Raw genomic sequence first — 22,257 nt, 5'->3', positions numbered from 1 at the left:
GGCCACAGTCTCGTGAACCCGTCGGTGAACCTGAGCAAGCTGGTTCCGGCCACCTCGACGGCGATGGCCAGGAACAGGTACACGTACGGCACGGCTCCTCCTCGTGTACATCTGTACATGGACAAATGTACAGCACGGGCGTCCCTAGGCACGCGAAATGTCGACGCGGTAGAACCGAACGCTTCCCCCAAACCCCCGAGGAGGTGCCGCGTGCCCGACACCGCGCCGCCACCCCCGTGGGGACCGCATCGACCGGGTCCGGCTCTCGTCGGTGTTCCTGCCGCTCGCCGCGCCGATCAGCGACGCGAAGGTCCGCACCGCACTCCGCCATGGAGATCCACCCGCACCCGGCCGCGGCCTACCCCCGCACGACGACGGCACCGGTGACGGCCAGGACCACGGCGAAGGTGAGGGCGTCGCCGTCCTCGACCAGCGTGGTCTCGGCCATCATCCGGCGGACCGACTCCTCGGCCCCCGCACGATCGCGCGGCTCGCGCAGCATGTGCCTGGCACGTCGGGCAGGCGCTGGAACGCCCAGACGCCGTCGCCGGGCTCGAACGGCCGCGGGCGGCAGCCGTTCGGAGCGGATCAGCACCTCAACGAGACTAAGGCCTGTCTCGTAGATCATCGTGTGAAATCCTGCGCCGACTGCGCCGACCACCGGAACCTCAGGGGACCGTGACGGCACCCAGCCACCACCCACCCCGATATCCACACCATTCGCTGGAACGCAACGCACACTTTAAATCCCGGGGAGGCGGACTAGTGACGGCACCCAGCCACCATCCACCTCGATACCCGCACCATCCGCCGGAACGCAACGCACACTTTAAATCCCGGGGAGGCGGACTAGTTGGCCGCCTCGTTCAGGGCCGGCAGCAGGCGGTCCCGGGCGAACTCGAAGAAGCCGTCCTGGTGCTCGCCGCCGATCTGGACCAGGGCCAGGTGGGTGAAACCGGCCTCCCAGAAGGGTTTCGCGGCTGCCACCATCGGGGCGACGTCCGGGCCGCACGGGATGTTCTCGGCCACGTCGTCCTCGGTGACGAACTGGGTCGCCGCGGCGAACCCGGCCGGGCCGGGCAGCTCGGCGTTGACCTTCCAGCCGCCGGCGAACCAGCGGAACTGCTCGTGCGCCCGGCGCACCGCGGTGCCACGATCCGGGTCCCAGCTCACCGGCAGCTGCCCGATCTTCGCCGACTCGCCGTGCCGCACGGCGTCCCACCCCTGGCACAGCTCCGCCCTGGGCTCGACGGCGATCATCGCGTCGGACAGGGGCGCGAAGCGCTCCACCGACTGCGCGCCCGACACCGCGGTGGCCACCGGCACGCGCAGGTCGGGCTGGTCCCAGATCTTGGCCGAGTCGACCCGGAAGTGCTTGCCGGAGTAGTTGACGTAGCCGCCGTCGAACAGCGCGCCGATGACCTGGATCGCCTCGGCGAGCATCTCGTGCCGGATGTTGACCGGGGGCCAGCCGCGGCCGATGACGTGCTCGTTGAGGTTCTCCCCCGCGCCGAGCCCGAGCGTGAACCTGTTGTCGGACAACAGCTGCACGGTGGCGGCCTGCTGCGCGACCACGGCCGGGTGGTAGCGCATGATGGGGCACGTCACGTACGTCATGAGGTCGACCCGCTGGGTCGCCTGGGTCACCGCGCCCAGCACGCTCCACGCGTTGGGCGCGTGGCCCTGCTCGTCGAGCCACGGGAAGTAGTGGTCGCTCATGACCTCGAAGTCGAAGCCGGCGCGCTCCGCCTCCGCGGCGAAGCGCACCAGCTCGCGTGGACCGGCCTGCTCGGTCATGAGGGTGTAGCCGAATCGGACCATCAGATCTCCTCGAGTGCCTTGACGAACCGCACGGCCCACTCCCTCATCGGTTTCCTGCTGGCCCGCCGACTACCCGGCCTTGCTGCCGGCAAAACCGTCGGCCCGATCCTGGGGCTTGGCCGGACCGTCGGCCTCCGCGAGGCTGATGCCCTCCTCCGGCACGAGTCCGAAGTGGACGACCAGGCGGCGGGTCAGCAGGTCGGCGACCCAGTCGAAGGCCACCCGCAGCCGGTTCGCGGGCATCGCCAGCAGGTGGTAGGCCCGGGCGACGATCTTGGCCGGCACGCCGCTCAGCGGCACGTGCAAGGGGTTGGCCACGGCCTCCCAGCCGCCGAGGTCGACGACGAAGCCGAGGTCGTGGTGCTTGTACCGGCGCCGACGTCCGACGCCGAGCGACGCGGCCACGTTGATGCCGGCGACCCGGCCCTGCCGCTGCGCGTGCTGGGCGGTCATCGGCGTGATCTCCCCCGGTCGCGTGAGGTCGGGGACGGCGGCGACGTCACCGGCGGCGAACACGTCGGGGTGGTCCGGCACGCTGAGGAACCGGTCGGTGTTGAGCCGGCCCTTGGTGGTCGGCAGGTTGAGCGGCTCCACCAGCGGGTCGGGCCGCACGCCGACGCACCAGGCCACGGTCCGCGTGGGGATCTCGGTGCCGTCGGTGAGCCGCGCGCAGGTCCTGGTGACCTCGCTGACGCTGGTCTCCAGGCGGATCTCGATGCCGCGCTTCTCGAGGATCTGCCGCGCCGGGCCGGAGAGGCGCTCGCTGAGGTTCGGCAGGACCCGCTTGGCCATGTCGATGAGCACCCAGCGGGCGTCCTGGCCGGCATGGCGGGTGAGCTCCTTGCCCTGGGCGACGAGCTCGGTGCCGGTGTAGCCCGCGCCGACCACGACGAAGGTGGTGCGGGCGCCGCGCTCGGCGGGGTCGTCGCTCTGCTCGGCGAGCTCGAGCTGGCGCAGCACGTGGTCGCGGAGGTAGATGCTCTCGGCGATGGACTTGAAGCCCTTGGCGTACTTGGCGACGCCGGGGATGGAGAGCAGTCGGGTGACGCTGCCGGACGCGATGACGAGGCGGTCCCAGTCCAGGACCTTGCGGCGCCCCTCGACGTCGACGGCGGTGATGGTCTTGTCGGTGAGGTCGATGCCGGTGACGCTGCCCAGCACGGTCCGGGTGCGGGGCAGCTTGGTGCGCAGCGGCACGGCGACGTGGCGGGGGTCGAGCGCGCCGCCGGCGACCTCGGGCAGCAGGGGGACGTAGAGCATGTAGTCGGCGGGGTTGACTGCGACGAGGTCGGCGTCCGGGAGCCGGCGCTCGAGCACCCGCAGGCAGTGGTAGCCGGCGAAACCCGTGCCGACCACGACGACCCGGGGGCGGCGTCGTCCCGCGTCGGTGCTGTTCATCTGATGTGCCCACCCTCTTCTCGGGAACAACTCGCGCTGCCCGGCGTACCCCTGCGCAGCCGGCCGAACCTCCCGCGTCGGCGTAGGTCGAGTCACACCATCGGGTTACGCTCACGTGTTCGATTCACGTGTAGGGTCGGTGGCATGTCTGGTGCTGTGCAGGGTTCTCTGCTCGACGATCTGGAGGAGGTCGGGCTGCGCTCGCTCGCCCCGACCAAGCGCACCGAACTGAGCCGGGGCGCGTGGGTCGACGTGCGCCCCGGGTGGCTCACCGGCGCGGGCACGCTGTTCGAGCGGTTAGCCCGCGATGTCCCCTGGCGCGGCGAGCGGCGGCAGATGTACGACCGCGTGGTCGACGTCCCCCGCCTGCTCTCCTTCTATGACGAGGGCGACGCTCTCCCCGACCCTGTGCTCGACGCCGCCCGCGAGGCGCTCACCACGTACTACGCCGCCGAGCTCGGCGAGCCGTTCCGCACCGCGGGCCTGTGCCACTACCGCGACGGCCGAGACAGCGTCGCCTGGCACGGTGACCGCATAGGCCGAGGCAACGCGGAGGACACGATGGTCGCCATCCTCTCGGTCGGCGCGCCCCGGCCGTTGTTACTCCGGCCGCGCGGAGGCGGCGAGACCCTCCGCTACGCCTTGGGCCTGGGCGACCTCATCGTCATGGGCGGCTCGTGCCAGCGCACGTGGGAGCACGCGGTCCCGAAGACGGCGAAGCCGGTGGGGCCGCGGATCAGCATCCAGTTCCGCCCGCGCAACGTCCGCTGACGCCTGCGCGCCAGGGGGCTGCGGGGTGCCATGCCGCCGGTCAGCAGCGCGGGCGCGATCGTCCACTTCGGACACCGTGCGGCAGACACCGTCCTGCACCACCGATCGCCACCACCAGCTCAGTCGGCGACGGTGGCCGCGGGCCGCGCCAGAGACACCACCCCGGTCACGGGCGCGGGTGGAGACTCAGCTCCACCGTCACCGGCTCGTTGGTGACGGTGATCGCTGCTCTTCCCGGCGTGTAGCCGTCCGCGTGGGCGGCCAGCCGGTAGGGGCCTTCGCCCACCGTGCCCAGGGTGAAACGGCCGTCGGCGTCTGTCAGGGCGGCTATGTCCGGGGTCGCGCCCGGGGCCGACTCGAACGCGACCGTCGCGTTCGGGATCGGCTTGCCGGACGCGGATCGGACGCGGCCGGTGATCACTGGGGTCATGCCTTCCAGGAGACCATGTTGGTGAACACGGGATCGGTGATCCTGGTGCCGGAGTTCGACGAGCCGCCGTACGCGTGCACGGCCACGGCATACCGCTGGCCGTTCACGATGCGGTACACGGCACTGCCGCTCTGCCCGCCCATCGTGTCGATGTCGTAGTACACCTTGCGCGGCCCCACCGACACGAGCTTGCGCGCGTGGAACCACTGGGTTCCGGCCGGCTTGTCGCCCGGGTAGCCGGACAGGTTGCCGATCGAGTCGGTGAGCGTGCTGTCGTCGTAGACACCGAAGCCGAACCAGCCGGTGGTGGCACCGAGGTCGGTCGGCAGGACGATCGCGCCGTAGTCGTAGTTCTGGTCGCCGTTGTCGGCCCAGCCGCGGACGGTGCGGAAGTCGGTGCTCGTCACGGCGCCGAAGGGCAGCGTCGCGCCGTTGCGGCCGGGCATCACCTTGATCGACCGGACGAACCCGTCCCGGCCGACGACACCGCTGTTCTTGATGAAGACGCAGTGGCCGGCGGTCATGAGCGTGTGCGGGCCGATGAACCAGCCCGTGCCGATCCAGCGGGACCCGTCGGCCGCGGTGATCTCCAACGACGCGTGTGCGCGCCACGGGTAGACGCCGGTCGTGGTGATCTGGACGCGGTCGTCCGGCCCCTGGACGGTCTCGGCCACCACGGTGGGCAGCCCGAACGACGCGTGCGCCGCATCGGGGAACACCAGCTCGGGCTCCGCGGTGAGCTCTACCGCCGCGACCGACTCGAGCATCGGCTGGTAGCCCTCGACGAACTCCAGGCCCGTCGAGAGCGGCTCCGCGGCACCGGGGCTCGTGCCCTGCTCGGCGTTCTCCTGCCGAACCAGTACCGCGGCCTCCGTCTCGACTGTGTTGGACACCGGGGCGTCGAGGCCCATCGCCGCGGCCGCGGCCCCGTCTAAAGGTCGCCCGGTATCGAGTTCCGTTGTCATCAATTCACTCCCTTGACCAGGGATTTTTGTTCCGACAACGAAAGGAGTCGACAAAGGGGCGCCGTGATACATCACGACGCCCCTGACATTGTGCCGATCGGCGAACGGTCAGCCCTCGGCCTGCGCGGCCTGCTCCTTGGCGATGGTCTCGCGGACGTCGTCCATGTCGACCGCGCGAACCTTGCCGATGAGCTCCTCGAGCGCCGCGGCCGGCAGCGCACCGGGCTGCGAGTACAGCACCACACCGTCGCGGACGGCCATCAGCGTGGGGATCGAGGCGATGTTGAACGCCTGCGCGAGCTCGACCTGGGCCTCGGTGTCGACCTTGCCGAAGACGATGTCGTCATGGGTGTCCGCGGCCTCCTCGAAGACCGGGGCGAACATGCGGCACGGACCACACCAGGCCGCCCAGAAGTCGACGAGCACGGTACCCGGACCGCTCACGACCTCGGAGAAGTTCTCGGTTGTCAACTCGACGGTGGCCACCTGACAGCTCCTTCTCTCGACTACCCCTCGTCAACAGCCAACCGGACAGCTTTGTTCCGTGCAAAAAGTGCGTGAACTGTCCGGGCATTCCGTACGTATGTGCTCGTGACGGGACGAGTGAAACGGAAGTGATCGCGTGCGGCACAGCGTTGACGCGGGCCTGTTCGGGCAGACCGCGCACAGCCCCTCGTACTTCGAGCTGTCCCGGCGACTCGGCGAGTCCGGCCAGCAGCTCGTCGACTTCTGCATTCCGTGCAACCCGTACTTCCCGACCCCCGAGATGTTCGACGAGCTGGCCAGCAACCTCGAGATGGTGCTCAAGTTCTACCCCAGCGACGCCGACACGATCGCCGCCCAGCTCGCTCGGGTGCTCGGGCTCAACCCGGCGACGCTCGCGATGTCCAACGGGTCCACCGAGCTGATCACCTGGATGGACCACCTCTGGATCCACAGCAGCGTGGCCATCCCGATCCCGACCTTCGGGCGCTGGACAGACCAGCCGATGGAGACGGGCAAGCGGGTGGACATGTTCCCGCTGCGGGAGATCGACGGCTTCGCGCTCAACCTCGACGCCTACGTGCGGTTCATCCGCGAGCGCGGCTCCCGGGTCGCCGTCCTGTGCAACCCCAACAACCCTGACGGCGGCTACATCGCCCGGCGGGACATCATCCGGTTCATGGACGAGCTCACCGACCTCGACCTGGTCGTGATCGACGAGTCGTTCATCGACTTCGTCGACGCCGAGCACAACCCGTCGGTCGCGCACGAGGCCTCGATCCGGCCGAACGTCGTCGTCCTCAAGAGCCTGGGCAAGAACTTCGGCCTGCACGGCATCCGGTTCGGCTACCTCGTCGCGAATCCCGGCCTGGCCGGGAAGATGCGCAAGACGCTGCCGAAGTGGAACCTCAACTCGCTCGCCGAGGCGGTCGTGTTCATGCTCAGGGACCACGGCGCCGAGTACCAGCAGAGCCTCGACCTGCTGGCCCGCGACCGCTACGCCATGGGCTCGCTGCTGTCCCGGCTGCCCGACCTCACCGTCTACCCGTCGCAGGCCAACTTCCTGCTCGTGAAGCTCGCCCCGGGCATCGACGGCACCGAGATGCGCGACCACCTGATCGACCGGCACCAGGTCTTCATCCGCGAGTGCGGCAACAAGCTGGGCATGAGCAACCGGTTCGTGCGCCTGGTCGTGCGGCCGCAGCAGGACGTCGCCCGGCTCGTGGAAGGGATCCACGGCTACCTGCACCCGCAGTGGGACGACGAGCTCGCCCGCCGCCGCGAGGCGCACCGGAGCGCGTAGCCGGCCATTGAGCGCGTTGCCGGCCGTGAGCGCATTGTCGACCGTTGAGCGCGTAGCCGGCCATTGCCCCCGGCCCGGCGGCTGCCCTACCATCATCCGTCGAAGCGATTCGACGACCGACCGCGGGTGGCACAGCGTGGCGAAGATCGAGGACGTGGCCCGGCACGCGGGGGTGGCACCTAGCACGGTGTCCTACGTGCTCAGCGGCAAGCGGTCGATCACCAAGGCCACCCGGGAGCGCGTCCTCGCGAGCATCGAGGCGCTCGGCTACCAACCGCACGCCGGCGCGCGGGCGCTCGCCAGCAACCGGTCCAATGTCGTCGCGCTCGTCGTGCCGCTGCGCACCGGCATCCACGTCCCGGTGATCATGCAGTTCGCCACCTCGGTCGTCACGGCCGCCCGCGAGCACGACCACGACGTCCTGCTGCTGACCCAGAACGAGGGCGAGGCCGGGCTGCGCCGGGTGGCCGACACCTCCCTCGTCGACGCGATCATCGTGATGGACGTCGAGCTGCACGACTCGCGGATCCCGGTCCTGCGCGACCTGAGGCGGCCCGCCGTGCTGATCGGCTTCCCACTGGACGCCGCCGGGCTCACCTGCATCGACCTCGACTTCACCGCGGCGGGCGCGGCCTGCGTGGACCACCTCGCCGAGCTCGGCCACCGCCGGGTCGCGCTGGTCGGCTCGCCGCCGGAGGTCTACGAGCGCGAGACGGGCTTCGCCACCCGGACCACCGCCGGGTTCACCGAGACCGCGGCCCGGCACGGGATCGCCGCCAGCGTGCACCCGTGCGAGGCCACGCAGGCCGGCGCGCAGAAGGTGGTCGCCGAGCTGCTGGCCGACCACCCGGACCTCACCGCGGTCGTCGTGCACAACGAGCCGGTCGTCGGGCCGCTGCTGTCCGCGTTCCGCGAGGCCGGCCGGGACGTGCCCGGCGACCTGTCCGTGGTGGCGATCTGCCCGGACGAGCTGGCCGAGCACACCATGCCCGCGCTCACCTCGGTGGCCATCCCCGCCGACGAGGTCGGTCGCCAGGCGGTCGGGCTGGTGATGGCCAAGCTCGGCGGCCAGCAGGTACCCGACGCGACCCTCCTGCCCCCACGACTCACCCGGCGGGCCAGCACCCGCGCCACGACCTAACACCCGTTCACCCACAACTGCACAGCACGTCAGGCGGCACATCGTCGAAGCGATTCGACGATCAGGGATCCACGCAGCCACCCACTGGTTGGAGGAACAACGATGTTCAAGCCAGGAAAGCGCGCCGGGCTCGTGGCGGCACGCGCCATGACCGCGACCGTCCTCGCCGCGTGCGGCGACAGCTCGGGCGGGTCCGGCAACGAGCTCACGCTCTGGCACTACGAGGGGCCCGACAGCGCGATGGGGGTCGCCTGGGCGGCGGCCATCAAGGAGTTCGAGCGCACCCATGAGGGCGTCACGGTGAAGTTCGAGGAGAAGGGCTTCGAGCAGATCCAGAAGAACGCCCAGATGGTGCTCAACTCCGACCAGGCGCCCGACCTCATGGAGTACAACAAGGGCAACGCCACCGCCGGTCTGCTGTCCAAGCAGGGCCTGCTCACCGACCTGAGCGCGGAGGTCACCAAGCGCGGCTGGGACAAGCTGCTCACGCCCAGCCTGCGGACGACCTGCAAGTACGACGAGCGCGGCGTGATGGGTGGCGATACGTGGTTCGGCGTCCCGAACTACGCCGAGTACACGATGGTCTACTACAACAAGGACCTGTTCGCGCGGCACGGCATCAAGGTCCCCACGACGTTCGGCGAGCTCACCGCGGCGATGGACGCGTTCGTCCGGGCCGGCGTGACGCCACTGTCCCTCGGCGGCAAGGAGTATCCCGCCCAGCAGCTGCTCTACCAGCTCGCGCTGTCCAAGGCGGACAGCGACTGGGTGCGCAACTTCCAGACCTACACGGGCGACGTCAACTTCCACGACGACGCCTGGACCTACGGCGCGACGACGTTCGCCGACTGGGTCGGCAAGGGCTACATCGCCAAGAACTCAGCCGGCATCGACGCGGAGAGCATGGGCACGGCGTTCATGGCTGGCAAGTTCCCGATCATGGTCTCCGGCAGCTGGTGGTACGGCCGGGTGCAGGCCACGGTCAAGGACTTCCAGTGGGACACGGTCCTGTGGCCGGGCAGCGACCGCACGCTCGGCTCCAGCGGCAACCTCTGGGTCGTCCCCGCCAACTCGCCGAACAAGGACCTCGCCTACGACTTTATCGACATCACCATGGGGAAGGCGAACCAGGAGCTGCTCGGCAACTCCGGCGGCATCCCGGTCGCGGCCGACCCCGCCGCGATCACCGACCCGAAGAGCAAGACGCTGATCGAGAACTACCAGACGCTCGTCGACCGCGACGGCCTGGCCTACTACCCGGACTGGCCGGCACCCGGCTACTACGACGTCATGGTCTCCGCGACCCAGAAGCTGATCAACGGCACCGCCTCCCCCGGCGAGGCACTCGACGAGCTCGCCGGGCCGTACGAGGAGAACCTCGCCAACGTCGGCGGCTGACATGGCGCGCGCGGCGGCGACACCCCGAACGACACCCCGAACGACACCGGGAACGGCGAAGCGAGCGACAAAGCGAGCGACAAAGCGAGCGACAACGGGAACCGGGGCCCCGCCCGGCACGCCGGTATCGAGCCGGGCACCCCGGCGGGGCGGCTACCTTCCCTACCTCCTCCCCGGCGTGCTGCTGTTCGCCGCGGTCATCGCGGTGCCGCTGGCCATGAACATCGGGCTCAGCTTCACCCGCTGGCAGGGCGTCGGCAGCCCGGACTGGGTCGGCCTCGACCAGTACCGCACGCTGCTCGCCGACACGACGTTCTGGGTCTCCTTCCGGAACAACCTGGCGCTGATCGTGGCGATGGCGGTGATCCCGACCTTCGTCGGGCTGCTGCTGGCGACCGCGTTGTTCGACGTCGTCGCCAAGCGGTTCGGCGACCGCACCACCAGCGTGCTGCGGGCGTCGTTCTACCTGCCGCAGCTGCTGCCGGCCGTGGTCGCCGGCGTGGTGTGGGGCTGGATCCTGCACCCGGAGTACGGGTCGGCGAACGCGCTGCTGCGGTTCCTCGGGCTGGACTCGTGGGCGCAGAACTGGCTGGGCGACGAGAAGACCGCGCTGCTGTCGGTGATGGCGGTGCTCGTGTGGATCCAGATCGGCTACCCGCTGGTGATCTTCATGGCCGGCCTGCAGCGGGTGGACCCGGAGCTGTACGAGGCGGCGGAGATCGACGGCGCGTCGTGGTGGCAGCGGCTGTGGTCGGTGACCGTGCCGCAGATCCGGCCGGAGATCTTCGTGGTGCTGCTGACGTGCACGATCGCCGCGCTGAAGTCGTTCGACAAGATCTTCGTGCTCACCCGCGGCGGGCCGGGCGGGTCGACGAATGTGCCCGCGTACTTCTCGTTCCAGAACTTCTTCGAGAAGGCCAACGTGGGCTACGGCGCGGCGATCGCCACGGTGCTCACCCTGATCATCGTCGGCCTCACGTTCCTGTTCCTGCGGGTCCAGAGCGGGAAGGAGCGGTCATGACGACCAGCGCGGCCCGCCGCACGGGCCAGGGCGTCGTGCTCGGCGTGCTGGTCGTGCTCGCCGTACTCACGCTGTTCCCGTTCCTGCTGGTGCTGCTCAACGCGGTGAAGTCGCCGGCCGACTACACCGCGCACGGGCCGCTCGGCCTGCCGGACGGCATCTACCTCAAGGGGATCGCGGACTTCTGGGACCGGGTCGACTTCGGCCTGAAGCTCGTGAACAGCACGGTGATCGCGGGCTCGGTCGCGGTCCTGGCGGTGCTGGTCTCGATCGTCACCGCGTACGCGCTGGGTATCGGCCGGATCAGGGGCCGGCTGTGGATCGTCGCGGTGTTCCTGCTGGCCAACCTGATGCCGCAGGAGGCGCTGGTCTACCCCCTGTACTACCTCGCCAAGGAGGTGGGCCTCTATGACACCCGGCTCGCGGTGATCATCATCTTCACCGCGATCCAGAGCGCGTTCGGCACCTACCTGCTCTCCTCGGTGCTCGCCACGTTCCCGCGCGAGATCGTCGAGGCGGCCCGCATCGACGGCGCGAGCAGGTGGCAGATCCTGTGGCGGGTGGTGGTGCCGATCAGCTGGCCGACCCTGTCGGTGCTGCTGGTCTTCTTCTTCATCTGGACGTGGAACGAGTTCTTCCTCCCGATGATCATGCTGATCTCCAACGACAACCAGACGGTCCCGGTCGCGCTCGGCGTGCTGCAGGGCCAACGGCTGATGGACGCCACCGCGCAGAGTGCCTCGGCGCTGCTGGGCATCGCGCCTGCGGTGGTGTTCTTCCTGATCTTCCAACGGACACTGACCCGGGGAATCGCGGTGGGAGCGGTCAAATGAAGTTCACCGACGGCCACTGGATGATGCGCGCGGGCGTCACGGCCGCCTATCCCACCGTGGTGCTCGACGCCGCGCCGACGCCGGACGGCCTGCGGATCATCGCGCCGACCTATCCGGTGCGCAGCCGGCAGGACCTGCAGAGCGGCGCGGTGCTCACCATCGACCTCACCGCCCCGATGCCGGACGTGATCGGCGTGCGGCTCACCCATCACGCCGGTGCCGCGACGAAGGCGCCGCGGTTCGAGCTGTTCCCGGACGAGTCGGCCACCGCCGCGGTGTCGGTGGACGACACGACCGCGGTGCTGACCTCGGGCGGCCTGTCCGTGCGGGTCGGCCGGGCCGGGCCGTGGCGGGTCGAGCTCGTCGCGGGGGACCGGGTGCTCACCACGAGCGGCGCCGAGGACATGGCGATCATGACCACCGCGGACGGCGAGCACCACCTGCGCGAGCGGCTCACGCTCGGCGTCGGCGACGCGGTGTACGGGCTGGGCGAGCGGTTCGGCCCGCTGGTGAGGAACGGCCAGGTCGTCGACATCTGGAACGCCGACGGCGGCACCAGCAGTGAGCAGGCCTACAAGAACATCCCGTTCTTCCTCACCAACGCGGGCTACGGGGTGTTCGTCAACCACCCCGGGCTGGTGTCGTTCGAGGTCGGCTCCGAGGACGTCTCCCGGGTGCAGTTCAGCGTCGAGGCCCAGTCGATGCAGTACTTCGTGATCCACGGCCCCTCCCCCAAGGAGATCCTCGCCCGGTACACGGCGCTGACCGGGCGGCCCGCGCTGCCGCCGGCGTGGTCGTTCGGGCTGTGGCTGTCGACGTCGTTCAACACCTCCTACGACGAGGAGACCGTCACCGGCCTCATCGAGGGCATGGCCGAGCGCGACCTGCCGCTGTCGGTGTTCCACTTCGACTGCTTCTGGATGCGCGAGCTGTCCTGGTGCGACTTCCAGTGGGACACCCGGACCTTCCCGGACCCGCGCGGGATGCTGGCCCGGCTCAAGGCCCGCGGGCTGCGCGTCTGCGTGTGGATCAACCCCTACATCGCCCAGCGGTCCGCGTTGTTCGAGGAGGGCATGGCCCGCGGGTACCTGCTCGAGCGGCCCAACGGCGACGTGTGGCAGTGGGACCTGTGGCAGCCGGGTCTCGCGGTGGTGGACTTCACCAACCCGGAGGCCCGCGAGTGGTACGCGTCGAAGCTGGACGCGTTGCTGGACCTGGGCGTGGACTGCTTCAAGTCCGACTTCGGCGAGCGGATCCCCACCGACGTCGTGTACTACGACGGCTCGGACCCCGAGCTGATGCACAACTACTACCCCTACCTCTACAACAAGACCGTCTTCGACCTGCTGCGCAAGCGGCGCGGGGAGCGTGACGCGGTCGTGTTCGCCCGGTCGGCGACCGTCGGCACGCAGCAGTTCCCCGTGCACTGGGGCGGGGACAACCTCTCGACCCCGCAGTCGATGGCCGAGTCGCTGCGCGGCGGGCTGTCGCTCACGATGTCCGGGTTCGGGTTCTGGAGCCACGACATCGGCGGGTTCGAGGGCACCCCGCAGGCGTGGCTGTTCAAGCGCTGGATCCCCTTCGGGCTGCTCTCCTCGCACAGCCGCCTGCACGCCAACTACTCCTACCGGGTGCCGTGGCTGTTCGACGAGGAGGCCGTCGACGTCCTGCGGCGGTTCACCACGCTCAAGGCGTCGCTGATGCCCTACCTCTACCAGGCCGCGCGGGTCGCGCACCTCGACGGCGTGCCGATGATGCGGGCGATGGTCGTCGAGTTCCCGGACGATCCGGCCTGCACCCACCTCGACCGCCAGTACCTGCTCGGCGACGACCTGCTGGTGGCGCCGGTGTTCACCGACGACGGCACGGTCGACTACTACGTGCCGGCCGGCGAGTGGACGCACTTCCTTACCGGGCAACGGGTATCGGGCCCGCGCTGGGTCCGCGAGCGGCACGGCTTCGACAGCGTGCCGCTGCTGGTCCGGCCCGGCGCGGTGGTCCCGGTCGGCGCCGTCGACGACCGGCCCGAGTACGACTACGCCGACGGCGTCACGCTGCGCGCCTTCGGCCTGGCCGACGGCGCCACGGTGACCACCGTGATCCCCACCGTCGCGGGCGACGTCGCGTGCACCTTCACCACCACCCGGCGCGGCGACACGGTCCACGTCGAGGCCGACAACCCACCCGCGCGCTGGCGGGTCCAGCTCGACGGCGCCGACCCCGTCGACGCCACCGGACCCGCCCTCACCGTCCACAGCTGACTGTCCCCGCAGCCCACTGGAGTGCTCATGAGGATCAGACCGCGCACCGCCGTCCCGTTGCTCGCCGCGCTGCTCGCCACCGCGCTCGCCGCACCGGCGCAGGCCGCACCCGGCTACCCGTTCCGCGACCCCCGGCTGCCGCTCGAGAAGCGCATCGACGACCTGCTCGGCCGGCTCACCCTGGCCGAGAAGATCTCGCTGCTGCACCAGTACCAGCCCGCCATCCCGCGGCTGGGCATCGGCCGGTTCAAGACCGGCACCGAGGCACTGCACGGCCTCGCCTGGTCCACCGACGTCCACTCCACACCCGACCCGGGCGCCGTGCGGACCGCCACCGCGACCGTGTTCCCGCAGGCGCTCGGGCTCGGGTCCACCTGGGACCCGAAGCTGGTCGAGCAGGTCGGCGCAGTGGTCGGCGACGAGACCCGCGGGTACAACTCGGCGAACCCGGACGTGTGGGGGCTCAACACGTGGGCGCCCGTGGTGAACCTGCTGCGGGACCCCCGCTGGGGCCGCAACGAGGAGGGCTACGCCGAGGACCCGCACCTCACCGGGGTGATCTCCACCGCGTACGCCGGCGGCATGCGCGGCGACGACCCGCGCCACCTCAGGACCGCGCCGACGCTCAAGCACTACCTGGCCAACAACAACGAGGTCCGCCGCGACCGGACGTCGTCGAACCTGCGGCCGCGGGTGAAGCACGAGTACGACGAGCTCGCCTTCAAGCCGGCGATCGCGAACGACGCGGCGACCGGCGTGATGGCCGCCTACAACCTGGTCAACGGCCGGCCGATGACCGTGTCGCCGGACTACGACGACGTCGTCCGGTCGTGGACCGGCCAGGCGCTGCTGAACGTCACCGACGCGGGCAACCCCAACAACCTCGTCGGCTCGCAGGCCTACTACCCGACACTTGCCGAAGGCGACGCCGCCACCCTCAAGGCCGGCGTGGACAGCTTCACCGTCGACAACACCAACGCCGGCCCCACCACCGGCGCGGTCAACTCCGCGCTGGCCGAGGGGCTGCTCACCGAGTCCGATGTGGACAACGCGGTGCGGCACATCCTCAGCATCCGGTTCCGGCTCGGCGAGTTCGACCCGGACGGCGGGCCGTACGGCGGGATCACGATGGACGTGGTCAACAGCCCGGCACACCAGGCACTCGCCCGCAGGACCGCGGGCGAGGCGATGGTCCTGCTGAAGAACGCCCGGCACACGCTGCCGCTGGCCGGCGACCGGAACGTCGCCGTGGTCGGCCCGCTCGCGGACACCCTCTACACGGACTGGTACTCCGGCGCGATGCCCTACCGGATCACGCCGCGGGCCGGGATCGCCGACCGGCTCGGCGCGGGTGGGACGGTCACCGGGGACGAGGCGGTCGACCGGATCGCGCTGCGGTCGGTCGACACCGGCGGCTACGTCACCGCGGGGTCCGGTGCGGACGGTGCCGCGCTCACCGCGAGCGGCGCCTCGGCGGGCGCGGACCAGCAGTTCGACGTGTTCGACTGGGGCCAGGGCGTGCTGACCCTGCGCAGCGTCGCCAACGGCAAGTACGTCGAGCGCGCCGACTACGGCGCCACCAGCCCGTTCGTCAACCGGGCGCCGCAGCCGCGGGACTGGTTCGTACAGCAGCAGTTCAGGATCGAGGACGCGGGCGACGGCACGGTCGTGATCAGGTACGCCGGCTACGAGACGCCGAACGACTGGGAGGGCCCGAACAACTACCTCACGGTCGCCGCCGACGGCAGGCTCCTGCTGGGCTCGCCGGACGCGGCCGGCGCGGCGCACTTCGCCGAGGAGACCGTCCACAGTGGCATCGACAGCGCGGTGGCGGCCGCGACCGCTGCCGACACCGCGGTCGTCGTGGTGGGCAGCATGCCGTTCATCAACGGGCGCGAGGACCACGACCGGACCACCATGGCGCTGGCCGAGAGCCAGTCCGCGCTGATCAAGGCGGTGCACGCGGCCAACCCGAACACCGTCGTGGTGGTGGAGAACAGCTACCCGACCACGCTCACCTGGGAGCAGGACAACGTGCCCGCGATCCTGTGGACCACGCACGCCGGGCAGGAGACCGGCCGCGCGGTGGCCGACGTGCTGTTCGGCGACGTGAACCCGGCCGGCCGGCTCACCCAGACCTGGTACCGGTCCGACGCCGACCTGCCGGACATCCTCGACTACGACATCATCAAGTCCGGCCGCACCTACCAGTTCTTCGACGGCGACCCGCTCTACGCGTTCGGGCACGGCCTGTCCTACAGCAGCTTCCGCTACGGCAGGCTCCGGGTCGACGCGCCGATGCGGGTCGGTGTTCCGGTCACGAACACCAGCGACCGGGCGGGCGACGAGGTCGTGCAGCTGTACACGCACCAGCGGACGTCCCGGGACCCGCGGCCGAACCTGACGCTGCGGGCGTTCGAGCGGGTGCACCTCGAGCCGGGCCAGACGAAGACGGTGCGGCTGTCCGTGCCGGTCGCCGACCTCGCACACTGGGACGTCACCCGCGGCCGGTGGGTCGTCGAGGCGGGCAGGTACGACGTCCTCGTCGGCGCCTCGTCGGCGGACCTCCGGCAGCGGGCGTCGGTGCGGGTCGACGGCGAGACGATCCCACCGCGCGACCTGGCGCGCACCACCCGGGCGATCGACTTCGACGACTACGCGGGTGTCGACTTGGTGGACACGTCGAAGGCGCATGGCGAGGCCGTCGGCGCGGCCACCGGTGACTGGGTCTCCTTCCGGGACGCGGACCTGCGGCACGCGCGGACGTTCACCGCGCGGGTCGCGGGTGGCCCGGGCACGATCGAGGTCCGGCTGGACAGCCCCACCGGACCACTCGCGGGCACCGCCACCGCGCCGTCCACAGGCGACAAGTACGCCTACGTCTCCACGTCGGCCCGGCTGGCCGGTGCCGACGGGCGGCGGGACGTGTACCTCGTGTTCACCGGCGACCTCCGCATCGACTCGTTCGCGCTGCGATGAGGCGCCGACCGGCACCGGGCCGACCTCGAAACGTCCATTCCGGGCACGGCGCCGCCGGCCTCGACCGACAACACCCGGGACAGGCGTCCCACCCGGGCGTCCCGGCTGGACTTCGGGCAGGCTGGAGGCATGACGCAGGCGCAGGAACGGGTCGCGCGGCCGCGCAGTCGCCGGCTGTTCGTGGTGGTGTTGCTGGCCGCCCTGGTGCTGCTGTTCGGGGTGCCGTGGTGGCTGCTGGTGCTCGGTCCACAGTGGCCGGTTGCGGTGTTCGTCGTGGGTACCGTGCTGTTCGCCGGTGCGGCGGTCGGCTTCCCGTGGCTGATGTTCCTCGGGCACAGCAGGCGCGCGCAGGACTGGGCGGCCCGCATCGGCGACACCACGCTCGGGGTCGTGTGGGTGCTGTTCGCCTGGACGCTGCTGGGCACCGTCCCGCGGGTCGTGCTCGGCCTCGCCGGGGTCGACAACCCGCTGCGCTCCCGGCTGGTCGCCGGCCTGGTGGTCGCGGTGACGCTGGTGCTCGTGCTGTGGGGCTACGTCGAGGCGATGCGGATACCCCGGGTCAAGCGCGTCGACGTGGTCCTCCCGCGGCTCAGCCCGGGCATGGCCGGGCTGCGGGTGGTCCTGCTCGCCGACACCCACTTCGGGCCGATCGACCGGGCCCGCTGGTCGGCGCGCACGGCGGCCGCGGTCAACGCGCTCGAGCCCGACGTCGTCTGCCACGCCGGCGACATCGCCGACGGCACGGTCGAACGGCGGCAGGCCCAGGCGGCGCCGCTCGGCGACATCCGCGCGCGGCTGGCCCGGGTGTACGTCACCGGCAACCACGAGTACTTCGGTGAGGCGCAGGCCTGGCTCGACCACCTGACCGAGCTGGGCTGGGAGTCGCTGCACAACCGGCACGTGGTCGTCGAGCGCGGCGGCGCGCGGCTGGTCCTCGCCGGCATCGACGACGCCACCGCGCGGGCGTCCGGCCTGCCCGGTCACGGCGCCAACCTCACGGCGGCACTGGCCGGCGCCGACCCGAACCTGCCCGTGCTGCTGCTGGCCCACCAGCCCCGGCAGGTCGTCGTCGCCGAGGCCGCGGGCATCGACCTGCAGGTCTCCGGCCACACCCACGGCGGCCAGATCTGGCCGTTCCACTACCTGGTCCGCGTCGACCAGCCCACCGTCCACGGCCTCACCCGCCACGGCGACCGCACCCAGCTCTACACCACCCGCGGCGCCGGCTTCTGGGGTCCGCCGCTGCGCGTCTTCGCCCCGAGCGAGATCACGTTGCTGACCCTGCGCACCGCGGGGTAAGGACAGCCCTACCCCGGGGCGTCGCCTACCTCAACCACTGACCTCGGGCCGCCGCACCTGCGCGACGAGCTTCTTCGGCGCCAGGACGCAGTAGCTCTCGGTGAGGAGCTCGCCCACCTCGGCCCAGTCGACGCGGCCGGTGAGCATCATGCCGACGACGTCGGCCCCCCAGCTAGGCTTGAAGAACGGCGGCCCCATCACCCGCAGCGTCTCCAGCTCCTGGCCGGACGAGCGGAAGGTCAGCACGTAGACCGGCTCGGTGGTGCCGGCAGCCTTGGCGTAGGCCGGCGGCCACTCCCGGTCGACCTGGAGCACGTGGGCGAACGTGCGCTTGCGGACGCACCAGCGCTTGCCTACCCAGGCCGTCTCCTCGTACCCGTCCGGCAGCGCGAGGCACACCGCCCGCAGCGGCGTGAGGATCTCCAGCGGAACCTCGGGTGGGGTCACGGCCTCACCTTAGATGTCCTCCGACGCGCGCGCGGCCGCCCCGAGTCACCGTCTCACACCCGGCCTTCAGCGGGTGCGGAAGGCCGACATCATCGCCATGTCCTCGTGCTCGAGGTTGTGGCAGTGCATCAGGTAGCGGCCGGCGTGGTCGGTGAACCGGACGGCCAGCTCGACGTACTCGCTGGGCCGCAGGTCGACGGTGTCCTTCCAGCCGGCGTCGGCCGGGTCGGGGCGCTCGCCGTCGCGGGAGACGACCTGGAACGGGTCGAGGTGCACGTGGACCGGGTGGTGCAGGTCGCTGGTCACCCGCCAGATCTCCAGGTCGCCCAGCGCGACGTCGGCGTCGACGCGGCGCGGGTCGAAGGGCCGGTCGTTGATCAGCCAGGCGGCGTGGTCGCCGACCTCGCCGCGCCGGAACCGCCACTCCCGGGTCCGCACGGCCTTGGCCGGGTCGAGCGGCTCGACCTCGCTGAGCACGTCGGGCACCGTGCTGTCGTCCGATGCCCGGCGGGTGACCCGGAACCGGATGACCTGCGCGGTGGAGCCGCTGCCCAGTCCGTTGTGGACGGTCAGCTCGGTGCCGGGTGGATGGTGGGAGAAGTCGACGACGACGTCGAACCGCTCGCCGGGCGCGATGTCCAGCTCCTGGTGCGTCACCGGCCGGGCCAGCAGCCCGCCGTCGGAGCCGACCTGGACGAACGGCAGTCCCGAGAGCCGGTAGCGCCGGGCGTTGGACGCGTTGAGGATGCGCAGCCGGTAGCGGGCGGCGTCGACGTCGAGGACCGGCCACGGCGCGCCGTTGACCAGCACGACGTCGCCGAGCACGCCCTCCATGTAGTCGGCCTCGACCCCCGCCATGCCGGCCATCGCCGGGTACAGGAACGAGCCGTCCTCGGCGAACGCGCGGTCGGTGATCATCAGCGGGATGTCCCGCTCGCCCTTCGGCAGCGGCAGCGCGTCGTCCTCGTCGTCGTGGATCAGGTGGAAGCCGGCGAGGCCGCGGTAGACCTGCGGGCCGGTGAAGTCCATCCGGTGGTCGTGGTACCAGAGCGTGGCCGCGCGCTGGCGGCACGGGTAGACGTAGTCCCGCTGCCCGTGCGCGACGTTGCCGCCCATCCCGGCGTGCTCGTCCCCGCCGGAGGCCGGCAGCACCAGGTCGGTCGGGTAGCCGTCGCTCTCGGCCGGGGTGTGGCCGCCGTGCAGGTGCACGACGGTGGGCACGCGCAGCTCGTTGCGGTGGGTCACGACCGTGCGCCGGCCGCTGCGGCTCACCACGGTGGGCCCGGGGAACATCCCGTCGTAGCCGAGGATCGGCGTGCGCAGCCCGGGCAGGATCTCGGCCTCCGCCTCCCGCTGGGTGATCAGGTAGTGGTCGGCCGTCGCGTCGCGGCGCACCGGGCGCGCGAGCGGCGGGATCGGCAGCGGCACGGTGAACGGCTCCGGCAGCCGGGCCTTGCTGCGCAACAGCTCCGCGGTCTGGCCGGACGCGCCGGGCAGCAGGAGCGAGCCGAAGCTGGCCGCGCCGAGCGCGGAGACGCCGAGCGCGCCGAGGAACCCGCGCCTGGTGAGCCTCACTTGCGCCCCCTCGCGGCGTCGGCCCGGAAGAGCCACACGGTCAGCAGGATCTGCCCGGCGACGACCGACACCCCGAGCGGGACGTGGATCGCGATCATCCGCACGTAGCCCAGCTCGGTCTGCAGCGTCTCGGCGAGCAGGACGGCGATCGACGCGTACAGCGGCCACCAGCGCCCGCGCCCGCGCCACCCGAAGACGATCGCGGCCACCAGCTGGCACAGCCCGAGCACCGCGACGAGGTTGGAGTTGAGCGAGTGCAGGCCCAACGCGTCGACGTCGCCGCTCAGGTAGAGGCCGGCGAACGTCGGCTGGGCGAGCACGCTCAGCGCGTGCAGCACCGCCAGCACCCGCAGCGTCGTGAGCGTGGCCCGCGGGCCGGCCGGCGCGACGCCGGTCTCCTCGGGAACCACCGTGGTCGACGTGGGCGCGTCGGTCATGGGCGCGCACCTCCGTTCGTCTCGGGACGCTGGGCAGCCGGATGGCGTGACACTACGTGGTCAGGGCGCGGACCTTGCTGAGAGTCGCCCGACTACGCTTCCTGCTGGTGAGCGCAACATTGGTGGCGAAGGGACTGGCCGCGGGATTCGGGGACCGGGTCCTGTTCTCGGGGCTCGACCTGGTGGTCGCGCCCGGGGACGTCGTCGGGCTGGTCGGGGTCAACGGGGCCGGGAAGTCGACCCTGCTGCGCGTGCTCGGCGGGCTCGTCGTGCCCGAAGAAGGCACGGTCCGGCGCAGCCCGCCCACCGCGAACGTCGGGTACCTGCCGCAGGAGCCGGACCGCCGGCCGGGCGAGACCGTGCGGACCTTCCTGGGCCGGCGCACCGGGGTCACCGCCGCTCAGTCCGAACTGGACAGTGCGACCGCGGCGCTGACCGAGGGCGCCGCCGGCGCGGACGAGGCCTACGCCGTGGCGCTGGAGCGGTGGCTCGCGCTCGGCGGGGCCGACCTGGACGAGCGGATGGGCGAGGTGGCCGCCGACCTCGGGCTCACCGTCGGCCTCGACACCGCCATGACGTCGCTGTCCGGCGGCCAGGCCGCCCGCGCGGGCATGGCGTCGCTGCTGCTGTCCCGGTACGACGTCTTCCTGCTCGACGAGCCCACCAACGACCTGGACCTCGACGGCCTCGACCGGCTCGAGAAGTTCGTCACCGGGCTGCGCGCGGCCACCGTGCTGGTCAGCCACGACCGCGAGTTCCTCGCCCGCACGGTCACCAGCGTCGTCGAGCTGGACCTCGCCCAGCACCAGGTCAACACCTACGGCGGCGGCTACGACTCCTACCTCGCCGAGCGCGAGGTCGCCCGCCGGCACGCCCGCGAGCGCTACGACGAGTTCGCCGACACCAAGGCGGCGCTGGAGCTGCGTGCCCGGACCCAGCGCGCGTGGATGGACAAGGGCGTTCGCAACGCGCGCCGCAAGGCCCCCGACAACGACAAGATCGGCCGCAACAAGCGGGTCGAGGCCACCGAGAAGCAGGCCGCCAAGGCACGCCAGACCGACCGGCTCATCGAGCGGATGGACGCCGTCGAGGAGCCACGCAAGGAGTGGGCGCTGCAGATGGAGATCGCCGCCGCGCCCCGGGCCGGCGCGGTGGTGGCGGCGCTGCGTGGCGCCGTGGTCCGGCGCGGTGGGTTCACCCTCGGACCGGTGGACCTGCAGATCGACTGGGCGGACAAGGTCGCGATCACCGGGGCCAACGGCGCGGGCAAGTCGACGCTGCTCGCGGCCCTGCTCGGCCGGGTGGAGCTGGCCGAGGGCAACGCGTCGCTCGGGCCGGGCGTGCGGGTCGGCGAGGTCGACCAGGCCCGCGCGCTGTTCGCCGACGACCGGCCCCTGCTGGCCGCGTTCGAGACGCAGCTGCCGGACTGGGCGCCGACCGACGTCCGCACGCTGCTGGCGAAGTTCGGGCTCACCTCCGCGCACGTCCTGCGTGCCGCCGACAGCCTCTCCCCCGGCGAGCGCACCCGGGCCGCGCTCGCGCTCCTGCAGGCCCGCGGGGTGAACCTGCTCGTCCTCGACGAGCCGACGAACCACCTGGACCTGGCGGCGATCGAGCAGCTGGAGGCCGCGCTGGACGCCTACCCGGGCACGCTGCTGCTGGTCACCCACGACCGGCGGATGCTCGACGCCGTGC

At 71.2% G+C, this 22,257-nt stretch carries 19 protein-coding genes; 10 read left to right on the top strand and 9 right to left on the bottom strand.

The window, feature by feature from the left end:
• Window positions 1-358 precede the first annotated feature (358 nt).
• The 3 genes from VGD70_RS14640 to VGD70_RS14630 form a co-directional block, all read right to left on the bottom strand.
• Complete coding sequence (locus VGD70_RS14640; RefSeq protein ID WP_331081992.1) at window positions 359-502, bottom strand: hypothetical protein; 144 nt, start codon at window positions 500-502, stop codon at window positions 359-361.
• Between the two features lie 347 nt (window positions 503-849).
• Complete coding sequence (locus VGD70_RS14635) at window positions 850-1,821, bottom strand: TIGR03557 family F420-dependent LLM class oxidoreductase (RefSeq protein ID WP_331081991.1); 972 nt, start codon at window positions 1,819-1,821, stop codon at window positions 850-852.
• A 69-nt stretch (window positions 1,822-1,890) separates the two neighbouring features.
• Window positions 1,891-3,219 carry an NAD(P)/FAD-dependent oxidoreductase gene (locus VGD70_RS14630; protein ID WP_331081990.1) on the bottom strand — a complete coding sequence of 443 codons (1,329 nt, stop codon included), beginning with the start codon at window positions 3,217-3,219 and terminating at the stop codon, window positions 1,891-1,893.
• A gap of 144 nt (window positions 3,220-3,363) precedes the next feature.
• Here VGD70_RS14630 and VGD70_RS14625 point away from each other — a divergent pair, with 144 nt between their 5' ends.
• Complete coding sequence (locus VGD70_RS14625; protein WP_331081989.1) at window positions 3,364-3,990, top strand: alpha-ketoglutarate-dependent dioxygenase AlkB; 627 nt, start codon at window positions 3,364-3,366, stop codon at window positions 3,988-3,990.
• A gap of 166 nt (window positions 3,991-4,156) precedes the next feature.
• Here VGD70_RS14625 and VGD70_RS14620 read toward each other — a convergent pair whose 3' ends face one another.
• From VGD70_RS14620 to trxA, 3 genes are all read right to left on the bottom strand, one after another.
• Entirely contained in the window at window positions 4,157-4,420 is a 264-nt protein-coding gene (locus tag VGD70_RS14620) for a carboxypeptidase-like regulatory domain-containing protein (RefSeq protein WP_331081988.1), read from the bottom strand.
• A complete protein-coding gene (locus VGD70_RS14615) occupies window positions 4,417-5,313 on the bottom strand; it encodes a hypothetical protein (protein WP_331081987.1) in 897 nt (298 codons plus the stop codon). Before VGD70_RS14615 ends, VGD70_RS14620 begins: the two co-directional genes overlap by 4 nt.
• A 180-nt stretch (window positions 5,314-5,493) precedes the next feature.
• The gene (gene trxA, locus VGD70_RS14610; RefSeq protein ID WP_331081986.1) at window positions 5,494-5,871 is read right to left on the bottom strand and encodes a thioredoxin; all 378 of its coding nucleotides are present in this window, start codon (window positions 5,869-5,871) and stop codon (window positions 5,494-5,496) included.
• 136 nt (window positions 5,872-6,007) lie between these two features.
• Here trxA and VGD70_RS14605 point away from each other — a divergent pair, with 136 nt between their 5' ends.
• From VGD70_RS14605 to VGD70_RS14570, 8 genes are all read left to right on the top strand, one after another.
• Window positions 6,008-7,171, top strand: coding sequence for a histidinol-phosphate transaminase (locus VGD70_RS14605; protein WP_331081985.1), 1,164 nt, complete (start codon window positions 6,008-6,010; stop codon window positions 7,169-7,171).
• A gap of 136 nt (window positions 7,172-7,307) precedes the next feature.
• Window positions 7,308-8,312 (top strand): LacI family DNA-binding transcriptional regulator, encoded by a 1,005-nt coding sequence (locus VGD70_RS14600; protein WP_331081984.1) that lies wholly within the window; start codon window positions 7,308-7,310, stop codon window positions 8,310-8,312.
• 102 nt (window positions 8,313-8,414) lie between these two features.
• Entirely contained in the window at window positions 8,415-9,710 is a 1,296-nt protein-coding gene (locus tag VGD70_RS14595) for an ABC transporter substrate-binding protein (protein WP_331081983.1), read from the top strand.
• A gap of 178 nt (window positions 9,711-9,888) precedes the next feature.
• The gene (locus VGD70_RS14590; protein ID WP_331081982.1) at window positions 9,889-10,731 is read left to right on the top strand and encodes a sugar ABC transporter permease; all 843 of its coding nucleotides are present in this window, start codon (window positions 9,889-9,891) and stop codon (window positions 10,729-10,731) included.
• The gene (locus tag VGD70_RS14585) at window positions 10,728-11,564 is read left to right on the top strand and encodes a carbohydrate ABC transporter permease (RefSeq protein ID WP_331081981.1); all 837 of its coding nucleotides are present in this window, start codon (window positions 10,728-10,730) and stop codon (window positions 11,562-11,564) included. Before VGD70_RS14590 ends, VGD70_RS14585 begins: the two co-directional genes overlap by 4 nt.
• Window positions 11,561-13,825, top strand: coding sequence for an alpha-xylosidase (yicI, locus tag VGD70_RS14580; RefSeq protein WP_331081980.1), 2,265 nt, complete (start codon window positions 11,561-11,563; stop codon window positions 13,823-13,825). Before VGD70_RS14585 ends, yicI begins: the two co-directional genes overlap by 4 nt.
• 27 nt (window positions 13,826-13,852) lie before the next feature.
• Window positions 13,853-16,804, top strand: coding sequence for a glycoside hydrolase family 3 protein (locus tag VGD70_RS14575; RefSeq protein WP_331081979.1), 2,952 nt, complete (start codon window positions 13,853-13,855; stop codon window positions 16,802-16,804).
• Window positions 16,805-16,933: 129 nt separating this feature from the next.
• Entirely contained in the window at window positions 16,934-18,103 is a 1,170-nt protein-coding gene (locus VGD70_RS14570) for a metallophosphoesterase (RefSeq protein ID WP_331081978.1), read from the top strand.
• A gap of 30 nt (window positions 18,104-18,133) precedes the next feature.
• Here the strand turns inward: VGD70_RS14570 and VGD70_RS14565 are convergent, their stop codons facing one another.
• The 3 genes from VGD70_RS14565 to VGD70_RS14555 form a co-directional block, all read right to left on the bottom strand.
• A complete protein-coding gene (locus VGD70_RS14565) occupies window positions 18,134-18,550 on the bottom strand; it encodes an MmcQ/YjbR family DNA-binding protein (RefSeq protein ID WP_331081977.1) in 417 nt (138 codons plus the stop codon).
• Window positions 18,551-18,616: 66 nt separating this feature from the next.
• A complete protein-coding gene (locus VGD70_RS14560; protein WP_331081976.1) occupies window positions 18,617-20,125 on the bottom strand; it encodes a multicopper oxidase family protein in 1,509 nt (502 codons plus the stop codon).
• Window positions 20,122-20,562 (bottom strand): hypothetical protein, encoded by a 441-nt coding sequence (locus VGD70_RS14555; RefSeq protein WP_331081975.1) that lies wholly within the window; start codon window positions 20,560-20,562, stop codon window positions 20,122-20,124. The genes VGD70_RS14560 and VGD70_RS14555 overlap by 4 nt, the downstream gene beginning before the upstream one ends.
• A gap of 107 nt (window positions 20,563-20,669) precedes the next feature.
• On the opposite strand from VGD70_RS14555, the gene VGD70_RS14550 reads away from it, so the two are divergent.
• A partial coding sequence (locus VGD70_RS14550; RefSeq protein ID WP_331081974.1) for an ABC-F family ATP-binding cassette domain-containing protein occupies window positions 20,670-22,257 on the top strand: 1,588 nt, incomplete at its 3' end.

The sequence above is a fragment of the Actinophytocola sp. genome, from assembly GCF_036402745.1.
Taxonomy (GTDB): Bacteria; Actinomycetota; Actinomycetes; order Mycobacteriales; family Pseudonocardiaceae; genus Actinophytocola.
This window is presented reverse-complemented; position numbering and strand designations above follow the sequence as displayed.